This window comes from Nocardia sp. NPDC059228 (genome assembly GCF_042754245.1).
Taxonomy (GTDB): Bacteria; Actinomycetota; Actinomycetes; order Mycobacteriales; family Mycobacteriaceae; genus Nocardia.
In genome coordinates this window covers 131,128-151,329 of sequence record NZ_JBHZAL010000003.1, presented here as the reverse complement: position 1 = coordinate 151,329, position 20,202 = coordinate 131,128, and the positions used below count along the sequence as shown (strand labels likewise).

Sequence of the window (20,202 nt, the reverse complement as noted above, 5' to 3'; positions counted from 1 at the left end):
GGCGGTCACCCGTCTTGGCGTCCTGCTTGGCCAGCACCGCGGTCTGGGCGATCTCCGGCAGCGCCAGCAGCGCCGCCTCGATCTCGCCGAGCTCGATACGGAAACCACGGATCTTCACCTGGAAGTCGGTGCGGCCCCGGTACTCCAGCTCGCCGTTGCCGGACCAGGCGACGAGGTCACCGGTGCGGTACATGCGCTCGCCGACGGCGAACGGGTTGGCCACGAAGCGATCCGCGGTCAGATCCGGACGCGCGAAGTAACCGCGAGCCAGCTGCGCGCCGGCGAGGTAGAGCTCGCCGGAGACGCCGTCGGGCACCGGGTTCAGGCGCGCGTCGAGCACGTAGACCCGCGAATTCCATTCCGGCGCACCGATGGACACCGAACCCCGGTCGGTGTCGGTGACCAGGTGGCTGGTGATGGACACCGCGGCCTCGGTCGGGCCGTACAGGTTGAACAGTCGAGTTTGCCGGTTCGACGCCCGGAAGCGCTGCGCGACTGTCGCGGGCAGCGCCTCACCGATGGCGAGGACCCGCCGCAGTGAATCGTTCAGCGTCCCGTCGGCCGCGGTGAGCAGCGCGTCCAGCATGGACGGCACCACGTGCAGGGTGGTGACCCGCTCGCGCGCCATCAGCTCGTTGAGGTACGCCGGATCCCGGTGCCCGTCGGCCGCCGCGATCACCAGGCGGCCACCGGACACGGCGGCCGACCAGAACTCCCAGACCGAGAGGTCGAAGGTGGCGGCGGTCTTGAGCAGCACCGCGTCGTCCGCGCCGAGCTCGAATTCCGCGCTCTTCCACTGCAACTGGTTGGCGATGGCCGCGTGCGGCAGCGCCACGCCCTTCGGGCGACCGGTGGAACCGGAGGTGAAGATGACGTAGGCGGTGTGCTCGGGCCGCAGCGGGGCGACTCGCTCGGCATCGGTGACCGGGCCGAGGTTCGCACCCGACAGGGTGAGCTCGTCCATCCGCACCAGCGGCGCGATTTCGGTCGTGAACTCGGCCGCGGCATTGGTCAGCACACACACCGGCGCGGCGGTTTCCAGGATGTACCCGGTCCGCTCGGCCGGCTGGTCCGGGTCCACCGGCACGTACGCGCCACCGGCGACCGAGACCGCGTACATGGCCACGACCAGGTCGACGGAGCGCCGCAGCGCCAGCGCGACCCGGGCCTCCGGGCCCACGCCCAGCGAGATCAGGTGGCGGGCAAGGCCGTTGACCCGGGCGCCGAGTTCGGCGTAGGTCAGCGTCTCGCTGTCCGGTCCGATCAGCGCGATGGCGGTCGGCTTGGCCGCCACCGTCGCATCGAGCATGGACACCAGCGTCGCGGCCGAATCCACCTGGTGCGCGGTGGCATTGCGCCGCTCCAGGATCTCGGTCCGCTCGGCCCCGGCCAGCAGCTCGATCTCGCCGACCGCGGTGCGGGGTGCGCTCACGATCTCGCGCAGCAGGTGCACGAACCGATCCGCGAAGCCGTGCACGGTGTCCCGGTCGAAGATATCGGTGGCGTAGGTCAGGATGCCGGTGATGCCCTGGGCCGCACCGTCGTCGCCGTAGATGTCGGAGACGATCAGGTGCAGGTCGAACTGCGACAGCTCGGTGTCGACGTCCAGGCCGGACACGCTCAGGCCCGGCAGTTCCAGGGTGGAGCGGGTCAGGTTCTGGAAGGACAGACCCACCTGGAACAGCGGGTGCCGCGCTGTCGAGCGGGCCGGGTTGAGCACCTCGACCAGGCGCTCGAACGGCACGTCGGCATTGGCGTAGGCCTGGATGTCGGTCTCGCGCTGGCGCGCCAGCAGCTCGGCGAACGGCTGCCCGCCGTCGACCACGGTGCGGAACACCAGGGTGTTGACGAACATACCGATGAGGTCGTCCAGGACGGCCTCGCCACGACCGGCCATCGGGGTGCCGATGGCGATGTCGTCGGAGCCCGACAGGCGCGAGAGCAGTACCGCGAGCGCGGTGTGCACGACCATGAACAGCGTCGCGCCCTCGGTGCGGGCCAATTCGACCAGCGCCGCGTGCAATTCGGCGTCGATGCGGATGTCGATCTTGCCGCCCGCGAAGGTCTGCACCGCCGGGCGCGGCCGGTCGGCCGGGAGGTCCAGCTGATCCGGCAGGCCGGCGAGCGCCTGCGACCAGTAGGCGACCTGCTTCGACGCCAGCGATTCCGGATCGTCCTCGCTGCCCAGCAATTCGCGCTGCCAGATGGAGTAGTCCGCGTACTGCACCGCCAGCGGGGTCCAGCCCGGCTTCTGCTTGATGGAGCGCGCCGCGTAGGCGGTCATCAGGTCGCGGGTCAGCGGGGCCACCGAGGAACCGTCACCGGAGATGTGGTGGATGACCAGGGCCAGTACGTATTCCGCGGGCGCGGGGCCGTCCGGGTCCACGACCGGGAACTGGCCGGTGGGCTCGATATCGGCGAAGTCGAAGGTGTAGGCCGCCGCGTGCGCCGCCGCCTCCGACGGCCCGCGCGTCGCGGGACCGGACTCGGCCGCGGGAGCCGGGACCTCACCCTCGATCTTGAACAGCGCCACCTTGATCGGCACCTCGGCGGTCACGTCGAAGGCGGTGGAGGTCAGCTCGACCACCGCGCCCACCACCTCGTCGGCGGTGACGGTGCGCACCTCGAGCTCCGGCACGGCCTGCGCCGGCGGCAGGATGACCTGCACCGGCCCGTCCTCGGTCTGCGGGTAGATGGTCCGCAGGATCTCGTGGCGGGCAACCACATCCGCGATGGCGGCACGCAGCGCGTCCTCGTCCAGCAGGCCCGACAGCCGCACCGCGACCGGCACGTTGTAGGCGGCCGAGGCGGTGTCGAAGCGGTTGAGGAACCACATGCGCTGCTGGGCCAGCGACAGCGGAATGTTGTCCGGCCGCGGTCCGGCGGTGAGCGCCTTGCGGCCGCCCGCGCCGGCGTCGCGTTCCACGCGGGCCGCGAGCGCGGCCACCGTGGACGCCTCGAACAGCAGTCGCACCGGCACCCGGGTGTTGAGCGCCTCGCCGAGGCGCGCGGCCACCTGGGTGGCGAGCAGCGAGTTGCCGCCCCACGCGAAGAAGTCGTCGTCCAGGCCGATGCGGCCGGATTCGACGCGCAGCACCTCCGCGAACACGCCCGCCACGATCTGCTCGATCGGGCTGACGGGGGCGCGGAAGACCGCCTTCTCGAAGGTGGGCTGCGGCAGCTCCTTACGGTCCAGCTTGCCGTTGGCGTTGAGCGGCAACGCGGTCAGCGGCATGAAGACCGACGGGATCATGTACGACGGCAGTTCGGCGGCCAGCGCCGACTGCAGCTGCTGCTTGTCGGGGTCGCCGTCGCTGCCGACGATGTAGGCCACCAGGCGGTCGCCGAGCACCGGATCGGTGTGCGCGACCACGGCCGCCGAGGCGACGGAATCCAGGCGCAGCAGCGCGGATTCGATATCGCCGAGCTCGATGCGGAAACCGCGGATCTTCACCTGGAAGTCGGTGCGGCCCCGGTACTCCAGCTCCCCGTTCTCCTGCCAGGCCACCAGGTCACCGGTGCGGTACATGCGGGAACCGTTGCCGGCGAACGGATTCGCCACGAACCGGTCGGAGGTGAGGTCCGGGCGGCCGTGGTAGCCGCGCGCCAGCTGCGCGCCGGCCAGGTACAGCTCGCCGGAGACGCCCACCGGCACCGGCCGCAGGCGTGCATCCAGCACGTACACCTGGGAGTTCCACTCGGGCGAGCCGATGGACACCGACAGCTCGTCGCGGGCGGTGACCCGGTGGTTGGTGATCGACACCGCGGCCTCGGTCGGGCCGTACAGGTTGAACAGCTCGGTGCGCGGCCGCTCCCGCAGCACGCGCTGCGCCAGCGGGCCGGGCAGCGCCTCACCGATGGCCAGGATGCGCCACAGCGAATCCGGCAGCCCGTCGGCGAGCAGCGCGTCCAGCATGGACGGCACCACGTGCAGGGTGGTCACCCATTCGCGGGCCATGAGCTCGTTCAGGTACGCCGGGTCCTTGTGGCCGTCCGGCGCCGCGATGACCATGCGGCCACCGCAGGCGGCGGCGGACCAGAACTCCCAGACCGAGAGGTCGAAGGTGGCGGCGGTCTTGAGCAGTACCGCGTCGGCCGGGTCGAGGCCGAATTCGGTGACCTTCCACAGCAACTGGTTCACGACCGCGCCGTGCGGCAGCGCCACACCCTTGGGACGGCCGGTGGAACCGGAGGTGAAGATGACATACGCGGTGTTCGAGGCCGTCAGCTCGCGCACCCGCTCGGCGGCCGCGATCGGCTTGGCCGAGTGGCCGGACAGGTCCAGCTCGTCGATGCGCAGCACCTCGGCCAGCTCGGATTCGAAACCGACTGCGGCCGTGGTGAGTACGGCCTTGGGCGCGGCCGTCTCCAGGATGTAGCCGACGCGCTCGGCGGGCTGATCCGGATCGATCGGCACGTAGGCGGCACCGGACTTGGCGACCGCGTACATGGCGACCACCAGGTCGGTGGACCGCCGAATGGCCAGGGCCACCCGGTCTTCCGCGCCGATGCCGCGCGCGATGAGCTCGCGGGCGAGCTGGTTCACGCGGGCGTCGAGCTCGGCGTAGGTCAGCTGCTCGGTGCCCTCGGCGGTGTCGGCGACGATGGCCACGGCCTTCGGGTCGTCGGACACCGCCCGGTCGAGCAGCGAGACCAGGGTGGCCTCGGAACCGCCGTCCATGACCGACTCCACGTCCTGCGCGGTGTTGTTCCACCGCTGCAGGATTCGCGCGTTCTCGTCCTCGTCCAGCAGGTCGAGGTCGCCGACCGCGACGGTGGTGTCGGCCAGGATGGCGTCCAGCACCCGCACGAACCGGTCGGCGAAGGACCGCACGGTCGATTCGTCGAACAGGTCGGTGGCGTAACCGAATTCGGTGAGGATCTCGGCCGGGGTGCCGTCCTCGGTGTACCGGTCGTAGAGCGTGACGTGCAGGTCGGTCTTGGCCAGCTGCGAGTCGAATTCGACCGCGGCCACGTGCAGGCCCGGCAGCTCGAAGGCGGTCTCGGCCAGGTTCTGGAACGACAGACCCACCTGGAACAACGGGTTGCGCGCGGTGGAACGGACCGGGTTGAGCACCTCGACCAGGCGCTCGAACGGCACGTCGGCGTTGGCGAAGGCCTCCAGGTCGCGCTCGCGCACCTCGGAGAGCAGGTCGGCGAAGCTCGCGGCGCCGTCGACCTGCGTCCGGAACACCAGGGTGTTCACGAACATGCCGATCATGTCGTCGAGTTCGCGTTCACCGCGGCCCGCGATCGGGGTGCCGACCGCGATGTCGTCGGTACCGGACAGGCGGGCCAGCAGCACCGCCAGCGCGGCGTGCACGACCATGAACAGCGAGGCGTTGCTGGCCCGCGCCAGCTCGTGCAGCTTGGCGTGGCGCTCGGCGTCGATATCGAAACGCAGCGCCTTGCCGTGGAACGACTGCGCCGGGGGACGCGGCCGGTCGGTGGGCAGCTCCAGCTGGTCCGGCAGCCCGGCCAGGGCGCGGGTCCAGTACGAGACCTGCTTGGCGGCAAGCGATTCCGCGTCGTCCTCACGGCCGAGCACCTCACGCTGCCACAGCGCGTAGTCGGCGTACTGCACCGGCAGCGGAGCCCACTGCGGCACATCGCCGTTCACCCGGGCCACGTAGGCGGCCATGATGTCGCGCGCCATCGGGCCCATGGAGGAGCCGTCGGCGGAGACGTGGTGGACGGTGAAGGCCAGCACGTGCTGGGTGGTCTCACTGTCCGCGATGCGGAACATCTTGACGGCGAGCGGCACCTCGACGGTGACGTCGAAGGTGGTCATGGCGAATTCGATGACCTTGCCGAGCAGTTCGCCCTCGGTCACCTCCTCCGGCACCAGCGACAGATCGGTCTGCGAGGCGGGCAGCACTACCTGGTGCGGACCCTCCGCCGACGCTCCACCTCCCGGCGCTTGCGGGTACACCGTGCGCAGCACCTCGTGGCGGGCGATCACATCGCCGATGGCCTGCTTCATGGCGTACAGGTCCAGGGCGCCGGTGAAGCGCACCGCCAGCGGAATGTTGTCGACCGCCGAAGTGCTGGTGTCGAACTGGTTGAGGAACCAGTAGCGCTGCTGCGCCGGGGACAGCGGCAGGTGCGCGGGACGCTCACCGGGGATCAGGCGCGGACGCGCCCCGGAACCGGCATTGCGCTCCACCCGCGCGGCCAGCGCCGCGACCGTGGACGCCTCGAACAGATCGCGCACCGCGAGCTGGGTGTCCAGGGCCGCGCCGAGGCGAGCGGTGACCTGGGTGGCGATCAGCGAGTTGCCGCCGAGCTCGAAGAAGTCGTCGTCCAGGCCGACCCGTCCGGCGCCGAGCACGTCGGAGAAGGTGCCCGCCACGATCTCCTCGATCGGGGTGGACGGGGCGCGGAAGACCTTGGCCTCGAACACCGGCGCGGGCAGCTGCTTGCGATCCAGCTTGCCGGAGGCATTGAGCGGGAAGGCGTCCAGCACCACGAAGGCGGTCGGAACCATGTAGCCGGGCAGGCCGTCCTGGAGTTCGGCGCGCACGGCGTCGAGGTCGACGCTGTGGCCGGCGGTCGGGATGACATAGCCGACCAGCTGCTCGCCGAGCCGCTCGTCGCTGCGGACCACGACCACCGACTGGGCGATGGCATCGATGGCGGTGAGCGCGGACTCGATCTCGCCGAGCTCGATGCGCAGACCGCGCAGCTTCACCTGGAAGTCGGTGCGGCCCAGGTACTCCAGCTCCGCTCCGCCTCCCCGCGCTTCGCGACCGGTCCACTTGACGAGGTCGCCGGTGCGGTACATGCGCTCGCCGTCGTGGAACGGGTCCGCGACGAAGCGATCGGCGGTCAGCTCCGGACGGGCGACGTAGCCGCGCGCCAGCTGGACGCCCGACAGGTACAGCTCACCCGCGACACCCGGGGCGACCGGGTGCAGGCGCGAATCCAGCACGTACACACGGGTGTTGAAGACCGGCGCGCCGATCGGCACCGACAGCGTGTCGGTGTCCTCCACCTCGTGGTAGGTGACGTCGACGGCCGCTTCGGTCGGGCCGTACAGGTTGTGCAGCCGCGCACCGGTGAGCTCGCGCAGCTTCTGCGCGGTCGGCGCGGGCAGCGCCTCACCGGAGGCGAAGACCTGCTGCAGCGAAACACATTCGGCGGCCTTCTCCTCCGCCACGAACACCGACATCATCGACGGCACGAAGTGCGCGGTGGTGACACCGGTCTCGATGATCAGGTCGGCCAGGTAGCCCGGATCGCGGTGGCCGTCCGGCTTGGCGATGACCAGGGCAGCGCCGATCTGCAGGGGCCAGAAGAACTCCCACACCGACACGTCGAAGGTGGCCGGGGTCTTCTGCAGCACGACATCGTCGTCGAACAGGCCGTACTCGGTCTGCATCCACACCAGGCGGTTGACGATGGCGGTGTGGCTCACCGCCACGCCCTTCGGACGGCCGGTCGAACCGGACGTGAAGATCACGTACGCGACATTGTCGCCGCGCAGCGGGGCGGTCCGGTCGGCGTCGGTGATCGGGGCGTCGGAGTAGTCCGACAGGTCCAGCTCGTCGATCAGCAGGGTGCGCGTGGTGGTTTCGAACCGGTCCCCGCGGGTGCTGAGCACGCACACCGGCTGGGCGGTGTCGAGCACGTACTGGTTGCGCTCGGCCGGGTGGTCCGGGTCCAGCGGCACGTACGCGCCACCGGCGACGGTGACGGCGTACATGCCGACCAGCAGCTCGAAGGAGCGGCGCATGCCCAGGGCCACATAGGTGTCCGGTCCGACGCCCTCGGCGATGAGGTGGCGGGCCAGCTTGTGCACGCGAGACGCGAACTCGCCGTAGGACAGACTCGTCCCCTCGAACACCAGCGCGGTGAGGTCGGGGGTCTGCTTCAGCTGGGTCTGGAACATCGACGCGAGGGTGACCTCGGCGTCGATCTTCTTGCCGCCCAGGGCGACGCGCTCGACGTCGTACTCGGTGGCGTTCCAGGTGCGCAGCACCTGGCGGCGCTCGGCCGCGTCCAGCAACTCGATATCGCCGACCAGTGCGGTCGGCTCGGCGACCACGGCCGACAGTATGCGCAGCAGGCGCTCGCCGAAGGCGGCGATGGTGGCCGGGTCGAACATGTCGGTGGCGTAGGCGAATTCGGCGGTCATGCCGTCGCCGTCGGCCCGCTCGGCCAGGTTGAGGTGCAGGTCGAACTTGGCGGTGACCACGTCCAGCGGCACACCGGCCACTTCCAGCCCGGGCAGGGCGAAGGTCGCCGCGCCGGTGTTCTGGAACGACAGCATGACCTGGAACAGCGGGTGCCGCGCCTGCGAGCGGGCCGGGTTGAGGATCTCGACCAGGCGCTCGAAGGGCAGGTCGGCGTGGCCGAAGGCGGCCAGGTCGGTGTCCTTGGTGCGGGCCAGCAGCTCGGCGAACTTCTCCCCCGAGTCGACGGCCGTGCGCAGCACCAGGGTGTTGACGAACATGCCGATGGCGTCGTCGAGCACCTGCTCGCCACGGCCCGCGACCGCGGTGCCGATGGCGATGTCGTCGCCGCCGGACAGGCGCGCCAGCAGGGCCGCGAAGGCCGCGTGCACGACCATGAACAGCGAGGCGCCGTGCTCACGGGCCAGGCCGTTGAGCCCGGCCAGCAGGTCGACGTCGATCGAGAACTCGTGCACCCCACCGGCATTGGATGCCACCGCGGGGCGCGGGCGATCCGTGGGCAGGTCGATCTGGTCGGGCAGCCCGGCCAGTTCACTGCTCCAGTAGGAGACCTGCTGGGCGATCAGCGAGTCCGCGTCGTCCTCGTCGCCGAGGGTTTCGCGCTGCCACAGCGCGAAGTCGGCGTACTGCACCGGCAGCGGCGCCCAGTGCGGCGCTTCACCGGTGGCGCGGGCCGCGTAGGCGACCATGACGTCGCGAGCCAGCGGGCGCACCGACCAGCCGTCGCCGGAGATGTGGTGCACCACGAAAACCAGTACGTGCGTGGGCTGTCCGGCATCCGAGACCCGGAACAGTCCGGCGCGCACGGGGGCCGCGGCGGTCACGTCGAAGCCGCTGAGGACCAGCTCGGCGATGCGCTCGCGCAGGTCGGCCTCGGCCACCTCGACCGGGGCCAGGCCGGTGCCGCCGCCGTGGATGCCGGCATTGGCGGCCGAGTCCAGGCGGACCTGGTCGGCGGGCAGGATGACCTGCACGCCACGGCCTTCCGCGTTCTCCGGGTAGACGGTGCGCAGCACCTCGTGCCGCTCCAGCACGTCGCCGACGGCGGCCAGCAGGGCGTCCACATCGAGGTCGCCGGTCAGGCGCACCGCGAGCGGGATGTTGTTGACGGCCGAGGCGGTGTCGAAGCGGTTGAGGAACCACATGCGCTGCTGGGCCAGCGACAGCGGGATCTCGTCCGGCCGGGCCTGGGCCACCAGCGCACGGCGGCCACCGATGCCCGCCTGCGTTTCCACGCGCGCGGCCAGGGCGGCCACGCTCGGGGCGTCGAACAGGGTGCGGACGGGGATGCGGGTGTCGAGCGCCGCGCCCAGTCGCGCCACGACCTGGGTGGCGATCAGCGAGTTGCCGCCCAGCTCGAAGAAGTCGTCGTCCGCGCCGACCGGGTTCTCGAGTCCGAGCACCTCGGCGAAGACGCCGGCCACGATCTCCTCGGCACGCGTTGCGGCGGACCGGAATTCGCGGGCGGCGAACTCCGGCTCGGGCAGTGCGCGGCGATCCAGCTTGCCGTTGGCACTGAGCGGGAACGCGCCCAGGGCCACGAAGGCGGCGGGGACCATGTAGGACGGCAGCTGCGCGGCCAGGTGCTCACGCACGGCCTCCACGTCGAGGGCGTCCGCGCCGAGCGCGACCGGTTCGGTCGAAGCCGATTGCGCCGGAACCACGTACGCGACCAGCTGGTCACCGGTGCGGGCATCCGAACGCAGCACCACGACGGCCTGGGCGACCGACTCGTGGGCGGTCAGCGCGGATTCGATCTCGCCGAGCTCGATGCGCAGACCGCGCAGCTTGACCTGGAAGTCGGTGCGGCCGATGTACTCCAGCTCGCCGTCCGCGGTCCAGGTGACCAGGTCACCGGTGCGGTACATGCGCTTGCCCGGCGTGAACGGGTTGGCCACGAAGCGATCCGACGACAGGTCGGGGCGCGCCACGTAGCCGCGCGCCAGCTGCACGCCGGCCAGGTAGAGCTCGCCCGCCATGCCGGGCGCGACCGGGTGCAGGCGCGAATCCAGCACGTACACCTGGGTGTTGAACACCGGGCGGCCGATCGGCACGGTCTCGGTGTCGGCGTCGGTGACCTGGTGATAGGTGACGTCGACGGCCGCTTCGGTCGGGCCGTACAGGTTGTGCAGGGCGGCGCCGGTGACCCGGCGCAGCTGCTGGGCGGTGGTCGCGGGCAGCGCCTCACCGGAGGCGAAGACCAGGCGCAGGCTCGTGCAGTCCGCGGCGGCCGGTTCCGAGACGAACACGGCCAGCATCGACGGCACGAAGTGCGCGGTCGTGACGCCCGCGCGGGCAATGGTCTCGGCCAGGTACACCGGATCCCGGTGCCCGTCGGGTTTGGCCACGATCAGCGTCGCGCCGATCTGCAAGGGCCAGAAGAACTCCCACACCGACACGTCGAAGGTGGCCGGAGTCTTCTGCAGCACCACGTCGGCGGCGGTCAGGCCGTACTCGGCCTGCATCCACACCAGGCGGTTGACGATCGCCGAGTGCGGCACCGCCACACCCTTCGGGCGACCGGTCGAACCCGAGGTGAAGATGACGTAGGCGGTATTCGAAGCCCGCAGCGGCGCACTGCGATCCGCGTCGGTCAGCGGCGCGTCGGAGTAGCCCGACAGGTCAACGCCGTCCACGGCCAGCACCGACACGCTCGGGTGGGTGAACCCGTCGCGCTCGGTGGTGAGCACGCACACCGGAGCAGCGGCCTCGAGCACGTAGTCGATGCGGTCGGCGGGCTGGTCCAGGTCCAGCGGCACGTACGCGCCACCGGCCTCGACGATCGCGTACATCGCGACCACCAGGTCCACCGAACGGCGAATGCCCAAGCCCACCAGGCTCTCCGGGCCGACCCCGGCCTCGATGAGCTTGCGTGCCAGCTGATGCACCCGTGCGGCGAACTCACCGTAGGACAGACCTGTCCCCTCGAAGCTGACCGCGGTCGCCGCGGGGGTCCGCTCGGCCTGGGCCTCGAACAGCGCGACCAGGGTCTCGCCCGCGTCGCCGGAGGCGCTGCGCACGATCTCGCCCTCGGCGGTGGTCTCGCCCGAGAGGGTGCCCGAGGTCAGTTCCGCCAGCACCGAGTAGACGTCGGCGGTGGTGCGGTTCCAGTCGCGCAGCACCCGGGTGCGCTCGCCGGAGACCAGCAGGTCGATATCGCCGATGGCCCGTTCCGGCTGCGCGGCAATGGCCTTCAGCAGCCGATCGAACCGGTCGGCGAAACGCTCCATGGTGGCCGCGTCGAACAGGTCGGTGGCGTAGATGAGTTCGGCGGTGATGCCGGAGGGGGTCGCACCGTGGCCGTTGCCCACGACATCGCTGGTGCCGAGCTGCTCGGTGAGGACCAGCTGCAGGTCGAACTTGGCGGTGTCGATCGGGAGATCGACGGCGCTCACGGTCAGGCCGGGCAGTTCCAGTTCGGTGATGCCGGTGTTCTGGAACGACAGCATGACCTGGAACAGCGGGTGCCGCGCCTGCGAGCGGGCCGGGTTGAGGATCTCGACCAGGCGCTCGAAGGGCAGGTCGGCGTGGCCGAAGGCCTGGATGTCGGTGGCGCGCACCGTGTCCAGGAGCTCGGTGAAGCCGGCTCCGCCGTCCACCTCGGTGCGCAGCACCAGGGTGTTGACGAACATGCCGATGAGGTCGTCGAGGGCGCGTTCACCACGACCGGCGACCGGGGTGCCGATCGCGATGTCCGCCTCACCCGAGAGCCGCGACAGCAGCGCCGCCAGGGCGGAGTGCATGACCATGAACAGCGTCGCGCCGCGGGTGCGGGCCAGTTCGGTCAGCTTGGCGTGGGTGTCGGCATCGACGGTGAAGACGTGCGTCGCACCGCGGCCCGACGCGACGGCCGGACGCGGCCGGTCGGCGGGCAGGTCCAGCTGGTCGGGCAGGCCGCGCAGCGAGTCGCGCCAGTACGAGATCTGCTGGGAGATCACGGATTCGGCGTCGGTCTCGTCGCCGAGCACCGCGCGCTGCCACAGCGCGTAGTCCGCGTACTGGACTTCCAGCGGCTGCCAGCCGGGCTCGCCGCCCTCGACGCGAGCGCCGTAGGCGGTCATGACATCCCGGGTGAGCGGGCCCATGGAGAAGCCGTCGGCCGAGATGTGGTGCACCACCAGCGCGAGCACGTGTTCGGTGGGGCTGACCTCGAACAGGCGGGCCCGGAACGGCACGTCCACGGTGACGTCGAAGCCGCTCAGCACCAGCTCCGAGAGTGCCTGCGGCAGTTCGGCTTCGGAGACCTCGACCGGAGTCAGGTCCGGAATGACCTGTGCGGTGGGGACGATCTCCTGGAACGCCTGCGCTCCGCCTCCCCGCGCTTCATCGATCTCCGGGTACCGGGTGCGCAGCGACTCGTGCCGCGCCAGCACGTCGGCGACTGCGATCTGCAGGGCCTGGCGGTCCACCAGACCCGACAGGCGCACGGCCGCCGGGATATTGTCCACGGCCGATTCGGGATCGAACCGGTTGAGGAACCACATCCGCTGCTGGGCCAGCGACAGCGGCAGCCGCTCCGGCCGCTGCTGCGCGATCAGCGCCTGGCGAGTGCCTGCGCCGGAATGGGTTTCGGCGCGCGCCGCCAGGGCGGCCACGGTCGACGCCTCGAAGATCTCGCGCACACCCAGGTGGGTGTCCAGCGCGGCCGACAGGCGCGCCGCCACCTGGGTGGCGATGAGCGAGTTGCCGCCGAGCGCGAAGAAGTCGTCGTCGAGGCCGACCCGCTCCAGGCCGAGGATCTCGGCGAACACGCCGGACACGATCTGCTCGACCGGAGTGACGGGCGCGCGGAACACCGCGGCCTCGAACACCGGCGCGGGCAGCGCCTTGCGGTCCAGCTTGCCGGAGGCATTGAGCGGGAACTCGTCGAGCGCCATCAGGACCGACGGCACCATGTACGCGGGCAGGCTCTCGCCGATCTCCAGGCGCACCTTCTCGACGTCCACGGTGTGGTCCGCCGCCGGGATGACATAGGCGACCAGCTGATCGCCGGTGTGCACGTCGCTGCGCACCACGACCACCGACTGCGCGATGGAATCCAGTGCGGTGAGCGCGGATTCGATCTCGCCGAGCTCGATGCGCAGACCGCGCAGCTTGACCTGGAAGTCGGTGCGGCCGATGTACTCCAGCTCGCCGTCCGCGGTCCAGGTGACCAGGTCACCGGTGCGGTACATGCGCTCGCCGTCCCCGAAGGGGTTGGCCACGAAGCGATCCGACGTGATGTCCGGGCGCGCGACATACCCCGTCGCGAGCTGATCGCCCGCCAGGTACAGCTCACCCGCGACACCCACCGGAACCGGCCGCAGACGCGAATCCAGCACGTACACCTCGGTGTTGAACACCGGGCGGCCGATCGGCACGGTATCGACGTCCGCGTCCACGACCTGGTGGAAGGTGACGTCGACCGCGGCCTCGGTCGGACCGTACAGGTTGTGCAGCTCCGCGCCCGTGAGCTCACGCAGCTTGTGCGCGGGCTTGGGCGACAGCGCCTCACCGGAGGCGAAGACCTTGCGCAGGCTGGTGCACCGCGCGGCGGCCTCCTCGGCCACGAACACCGCGAGCATGGACGGCACGAAGTGGGTGACCGTCACACCCTCGCGGGCAATGAGATCCGCGAGATACGCCGGGTCGCGGTGGCCTTCGGGCTTGGCCACGACCAGCGTCGCGCCGATCTGCAAGGGCCAGAAGAACTCCCACACCGAGACGTCGAAGGTGGCCGGGGTCTTCTGCAGGACGACGTCGTCGGCGGTCAGCCCGTAGGCCGCCTGCATCCAGACCAGGCGGTTGACGATGGCCGAGTGCGGCACCGCCACGCCCTTCGGGCGGCCGGTCGAACCGGACGTGAAGATCACGTACGCGTTGTTCGACTCCCGCAGCGGCGCACGGCGATCCGCATCGGTGAGCGGAGCGGCCGAGTAGCTGGCCAGCTCCAGCATGTCGATGCGGACCTGCGCGGTATCGATCGGCAGATCCTCGCCGGAAGTCAGCACGGTCACCGGGTCGGCGGTCTCGAGAATGTACTCGATGCGCTCGGCCGGGTGATCCGGGTCCAGCGGCACGTAGGCGGCACCGGCGACGGTGACGGCGTACATGCCGACGACCAGGTCGATGGAACGCCGCATGCCCAGGGCCACGAACGATTCCGCTCCGACACCGCGCTCGACCAGCCAGCGCGCCAGGCGGTGCACCTGGTCGGCGAACTCCGCGTAGGACAGACTCGTCCCTTCGAAGCTGAGCGCGGTCGCGTCGGGCGTCCGCTCCACCTGCGCCTCGAACATCGCGACCAGGGTCGCGGCCTCGGCCGCCAAGCGCGGGGAGGCGGAGCGATCGGTGAGCACGGCCTCGACGTCGAAGGCGGTGTCGTTCCAGCGCTCGACGACCAGCTCGCGTTCGGGTGCGTCCAGCAGTTCGATATCGCCCACGGCCGCAGCGGGTTCCGTGGTGATGGCGGTCAGCACGCGCACCAGGCGATCGGCGATGCGGTGAACGGTGTCCTCGTCGAACAGGTCGCGCAGGTAGCCGGCGCGGATGCGCAGGCGGGTGTCGAGCTGGGCGATGAGGGTCAGCGGGTAGTGGGTGGCGTCCGCGGCGTCCAGGCCGGTGACGGCCATGCCGTCGATATCGGCGGCCTGGGACCGGATGCCGTCGGCGTCCACGGGATAGGACTCGAAGACGACCAGGGTGTCGAAGAGCCCGCCGATGCCCGCCGCCGTCTGGATGTCGGCCAGGCCCACGTAGTGGTGGTCGAGCAGATCGGCCTGCTCGCCCTGGGTGCGGGTGAGCAGCGCGCTCGCCGGCTCGGCCGGGTCGAAGGCGACCCGCACCGGCACGGTGTTGATGAACAGACCCACCATGGACTCGACGCCCGACAGCTGGGCCGGTCGGCCGGACACCGTGGTACCGAAGAGCACGTCCTCGCGGCCGGTGAGGCGGCCGAGCAGGATGCCCCAGGCGACCTGGAGCACGGTGTTCGGGGTGACGCCGAGGTCGGCGGCCAGCGCGGTCAGGCGCGCGGTCGCGGCCTCGTCCAGGTCGAAGAAGTACTCGCCGGACAGGGCGGTGATCTCGCGGCCCGCGTCGGGGCGGGTGAGCAGGGTCGGCTCGGAGACGCCGTGCAGCGACCGCTGCCACGCCGCCAGCGAGGCCGGACGGTCCTGCTGCGCAACCCATTCCAGGAAATAGCGGTAGGAGCGCACGGGCGGCAGCACCGCGGTGTCGGAGTGCGTGGCGTACAGCACCAGCAGGTCCTGCATGAGCAGCGGCATGGACCAGCCGTCGAGCAGGATGTGATGGTTGGCCACGGCCAGCTGGTAGCTGTTCGCGGCGGTCCGCACCAGCGTGTAGCGGATGAGCGGCGGCGCGGTCAGGTCGAAGCGCTGCACCCGGTCGGCGGCGATGATCTCCGCGGCGCGTGCCGCGCGGGCTTCCTCGTCGGCGATGTCGGTCAGGTCGTGGTTGGTCCACGCCACCTGCACGCCGTCGATGACCACCTGCACCGGAACACCCGACGCGTCGTTCACGTAGGCGGTGCGCAGGATTTCGTGGCGTTCGATGAGCGCCTGCGCGGCCGACCGCAGCCGGTCGGCGTCGACGCGGCCCTCGAGGGTGAGCACCGCCTGCGCGGTGTACACGTCGACCGAGGTGGCGGCCAGCTGCGCGTGGAACAGCAGACCGGCCTGCAGCGCGGACAGCGGCCACACCTGGTTCAGCGCACCGTACCGCTTCTCCCAGCCGTCGATATCGCGCTGGGTGACGCGCACCAGGCCGAAGTCGGACGGGGTGTGCCCGCCCGCCTGCGCGGAATCGGCATGCCGGGCAACGGCTTCCAGCGCCGAGGTCCACAGCGCCGCGAATTCGGCGATCTCCTGCGCACCGATCAGCGTGCTCGGGTAGCCGATATTGGCGGTCAGCTTCTCCCCGACCACGATGGCGTTGATGTCGATCGGGGCCATGGCGGGCATGTCGGCGTCGTAGGCGCCGGCCAGATCCGCCAGCTCGGGAGCCGGGATCCAGCCGAAGCCGCGCAGCGCCTCCGGCACATCACCGTCGTTGACCCGGCCCAGGTAGTTGAAGCTGACCTGGCCCGGCAGCTGCTTGGGCAGCTGCGAGGCGGTGTCGGAGTTCATGTAGCGCAGCAGGCCGTAGCCGATGCCCTTGTCCGGCACCGCGAGCAGCTGCTCCTTGACGGCCTTGATGGCCCGGCCCATGGCGGGCCCGCCGCTGAGGGCGGCGTCCACGTCGATGCCGGACAGATCGAAACGCACCGGGAAGATGGCGGTGAACCAGCCGACCGTGCGCGACAGGTCGGCACCGGGCACGACCTCTTCCTCGCGGCCGTGGCCCTCGAGGCGGACGAGGGTTGTGTCCTGCCCCCCGGCCTTCTCCCCCAGTCCCTTGGCGGCGCGGAACTTGGCCACCGCCAAGGCGAGCGCGGTCAGCAGACCGTCGTTGACACCGCCGTGGAACAGCGCGGGGACGGTGGTCAGCAGCGCCTTGGTGGCCTCGGCCGACAGCTCGACGCGGTGCTTCTCGATGGTGGCGGTGACGTCGACGGCCGGATCCATGGGGCGCTCGGTGAGCAGCGGGTCCGGGCCCTCGACGACGGTGCGCCAGAATTCGAGTTCGGCGACGCGCTCGTCGGTGGCGGCCTCACGCTCGAGGGCGTGCGCCCAGGTGCGCATGCTGGTGGCGGGCGCTACCAGCTCGGGAGTCTGTCCGGCGGACAGCTGACCCCAGGCGGCGACGAAGTCCGGCACCAGGATTCGCCAGGTGACGCCGTCGACCACGAGGTGGTGCGCGGCGACGACGAGGCGTCCGGCACGAGCGGTGCCCGATGCACGGCTCGCCGTGGCGTCGGACGGCTCCAGCCACACGAATCGGATGACCTGTCCCGCAGCCGGATCCAGCTTGTCGAGGGTGGCATCCAGTGCGGCCGTGGCGATCTCGACCAGCTGAGCGTCGGTGACGCTCGCGTCGAACTCGGTGCGATCGATCAGCGCATCCGCGTCGATCGTCCCGGGAGCGGCGGTTTCGACGATCCAGTCCGCGTCCGGCACCCGGCGCAGGCGCGCCCGCAGCATGTCGTGGCGGTCGATGACCGCGCCGACGGTGGCGGCGATGCCCGCGCGATCGATGCCGATCGGCAGCTCCAGCGCCATGGTCTGGTTGAAGCGGCCGAACTCGCCCGGCCGGCCCGCCATGAAGCGCACGACAGGGGTCAGCGGCATGACGCCCACGCCGCCGCCCGGCAGCTCGGTCAGCTGCGGGGTCGAATCGCCCCGGCCGTCCATGGATACCGTCGCGACGGCGGCCAGACCGGAGACCGTGCGCTGTTCGAACACGTCGCGCGGGCTGAACACCACCCCGCGCGCCTTGGCCCGCGACACCAGCTGGATGGAGACGATGGAGTCACCGCCCAGGGCGAAAAACGAGTCGTCGATACCGACCCGCTCCAGGCCCAGCACCTCGGCGAAGACCTCGGCGATGGTGTGCTCGAGGGCATTGCGCGGCGCGCGGAAGACCACCTCGGTGGCGAAGACCGGCTCGGGCAGCGCCCGGCGGTCCAGCTTGCCGACCGGCGTCAGCGGCACCCGGTCGATGACCATGACCGCCGACGGCACCATGTACGCGGGGAGACGCGCCTCGACGTGCGCCGTCACGGCCGCCACGTCGATCGAATGACCCGGTGTGGCAACCACGTACGACACCAGCGACGTCGCGCCCGCGGCGTTCTTGTGGCCCACGGTGACCGCGAAGTCGACGGACTCGTGCGAAGCCAATGCGGCGTCGATCTCGCCCAGCTCGATGCGGAAACCACGCACCTTGACCTGGAAGTCGGAACGGCCGACGTACTCGACCAACGCTCCGCCCCCCCGCGCTTCGTCCGGGGTCCAGCGCACCACGTCACCGGTGCGGTACATGCGCTCGCCCGCCACGTACGGGTTGGCGACGAACCGGTCGGCGGTCAGGCCCGGCCGCGCGTGGTAGCCGCGCGCCAGCTGAATGCCCGACAGGTACAGCTCACCCGCGACACCCACCGGAACCGGGCGCAGGCGGTTGTCGAGGATCAGCGACTGCATGCCCCGGATGGGGCCGCCGATGGTGACCAGATCGCCCGGCACCAGCGCATCGCTGATGTTGGTCATGATCGTGGTCTCGGTGGGGCCGTACCCGTTGTGGAAGGCACGAATGGTGCCATCCGACTCCGTCCCCTCTCCGATCGGCACCGCCCACTTCTCGACCAGATCGGCCGGGACGGCCTCACCACCGGCGACCAGCACGCGCAGCGAGTCCAGGCCCGCCGGTCCGAAGGTGGACAGCGCGGCCGGGGTGATGAAGGCGTGGGTGGCCTGCTCGCGGCGGATCAGCTCGGCGAGCTCCTCACCGCCGTAGGTGCCCGGCGGGACGACCACGAGGGTGCCGCCCCTGCCGATGGCGAGCAGGAACTCCAGCATGGACGCGTCGAACGACGGCGACGCGAAATGCAGTGCGCGCGAAGAGGAGTCGAGCGCGTACCGCTCGGCCTGCTCGACGCTGAAATTGGCCAGACCCGCGTGGGTGACCACGACGCCCTTGGGCACACCGGTGGAACCGGAGGTGTAGATGACGTAGGCCGGGTGCTCCGGACGCAGCGGGCGCGCCCGCTCGGCGTCGGCGATCGCGGTGTCCGCGAAGGCATTCAGTTCCAGCTCGTCGAGCACCAGCCACTCGACCGAGTCCGGCATGTCCGCACGCACCGATGCCACGGTGAGGCCGACCGGCGAACCGGAGTCGGTGACCATGTGGGCGATGCGGTCGGCCGGATAGTTCGGGTCCACCGGCACGAAGGCCGCACCGGTCTTGGACACCGCCCATTCGGCGAAGTAGGAGTCGTCCGACCGCGGCACGGCCACGGCGACCAGATCCTCGGCGCCGATGCCGCGCTCGATGAGCAAGCGCGCCAGACGGTTCGAGCGGGCATCCAGCTCGCCGTAGGACAGACTCCTGCCCTGGAACACGACCGCGGTCGCGGCCGGATCGATGGCGACGGCGTCGGCGATGAGCTCGGGCAGCGTGCGCGCCGGAACGGCGGGCAGGCCGAAACGGGCCACCAGATCGGCGCGTTCGTCCTGGTCCAGGATGTCGATCGCGCCGACGCCGAGCTCCGGGTCGGCCGCGACGGCCTCGAGCACCCGCACCCAGCGCTGCGCGAATCCGGCCGCGGTGGCCTCATCGAACAGGTCGGTGGCGTAGGTCAGCGCCAGCGCCATCCCGGAGTCCTGCTCCGACAGCGTGAACTGCAGGTCGAAGCGGGAGATGTTCTCGTCGAGGTCGAGCGTGGAGACGGTCAGCCCCGGCAGCTCGATGCTGGTGCGATCCAGGTTCTGGAACGCCAGCATGACCTGGAACAGCGGGTTGCGGGCCTGCGAGCGCTCGGGCGCGAGCAGTTCCACCAGCCGCTCGAACGGCACGTCGGCATTACCGAAGGCGTCGAGGTCGGTGTGCCGCACGCGGTCCAGCAGGTCGGTGAACGACTCGGCCGGGTCGATGCCGGTGCGCAGCACCAGGGTGTTGACGAACATGCCGACCAGGTCGTCCAGCGCGGCCTCACCGCGACCGGCGACCGGGGTGCCGATCGCGATGTCGTCGCCGCCGGACAGCCGGGCCAGCAGCACCGCGAGGGCGCTGTGCATGACCATGAACAGCGACGAACCCCGGCGGCGGGCAACGTCTTCCAGCGCCGCGACGAGCTCCGGCGACAGCGTGCGCTGCAGCGTCGCGCCGCGGTGCGAGGCGATGGCCGGGCGCGGGCGGTCGGCGGGCAGGGCCAGCTCGTCGGGCACGCCGCCGAGCACGCGCTGCCAGTAGGCCACCTGGCGGGCCATGATCGAGGACGAATCCTCTTCGGAGCCCAGCACTGCGCGCTGCCAGACGGCGAAGTCGGCGTACTGGACGGCCAGCGGGGCCCAGCCCGGGACCGCGCCCTGGTTGCGCGCGGTGTAGGCGACCATGACGTCGCGGGCCAGCG

General features: G+C 70.8%; 1 protein-coding gene (only partly in view). It reads right to left on the bottom strand.

The whole window is internal to a non-ribosomal peptide synthase/polyketide synthase gene (locus ACFXKA_RS06760) on the bottom strand: the coding sequence, 44,280 nt in all, runs 7,289 nt past the left edge and 16,789 nt past the right edge, and what appears here is coding positions 16,790-36,991 (codon 5,597, partial, through codon 12,331, partial); the first complete codon in reading order (the gene reads right to left) occupies positions 20,198-20,200. Both the start codon and the stop codon lie outside the window.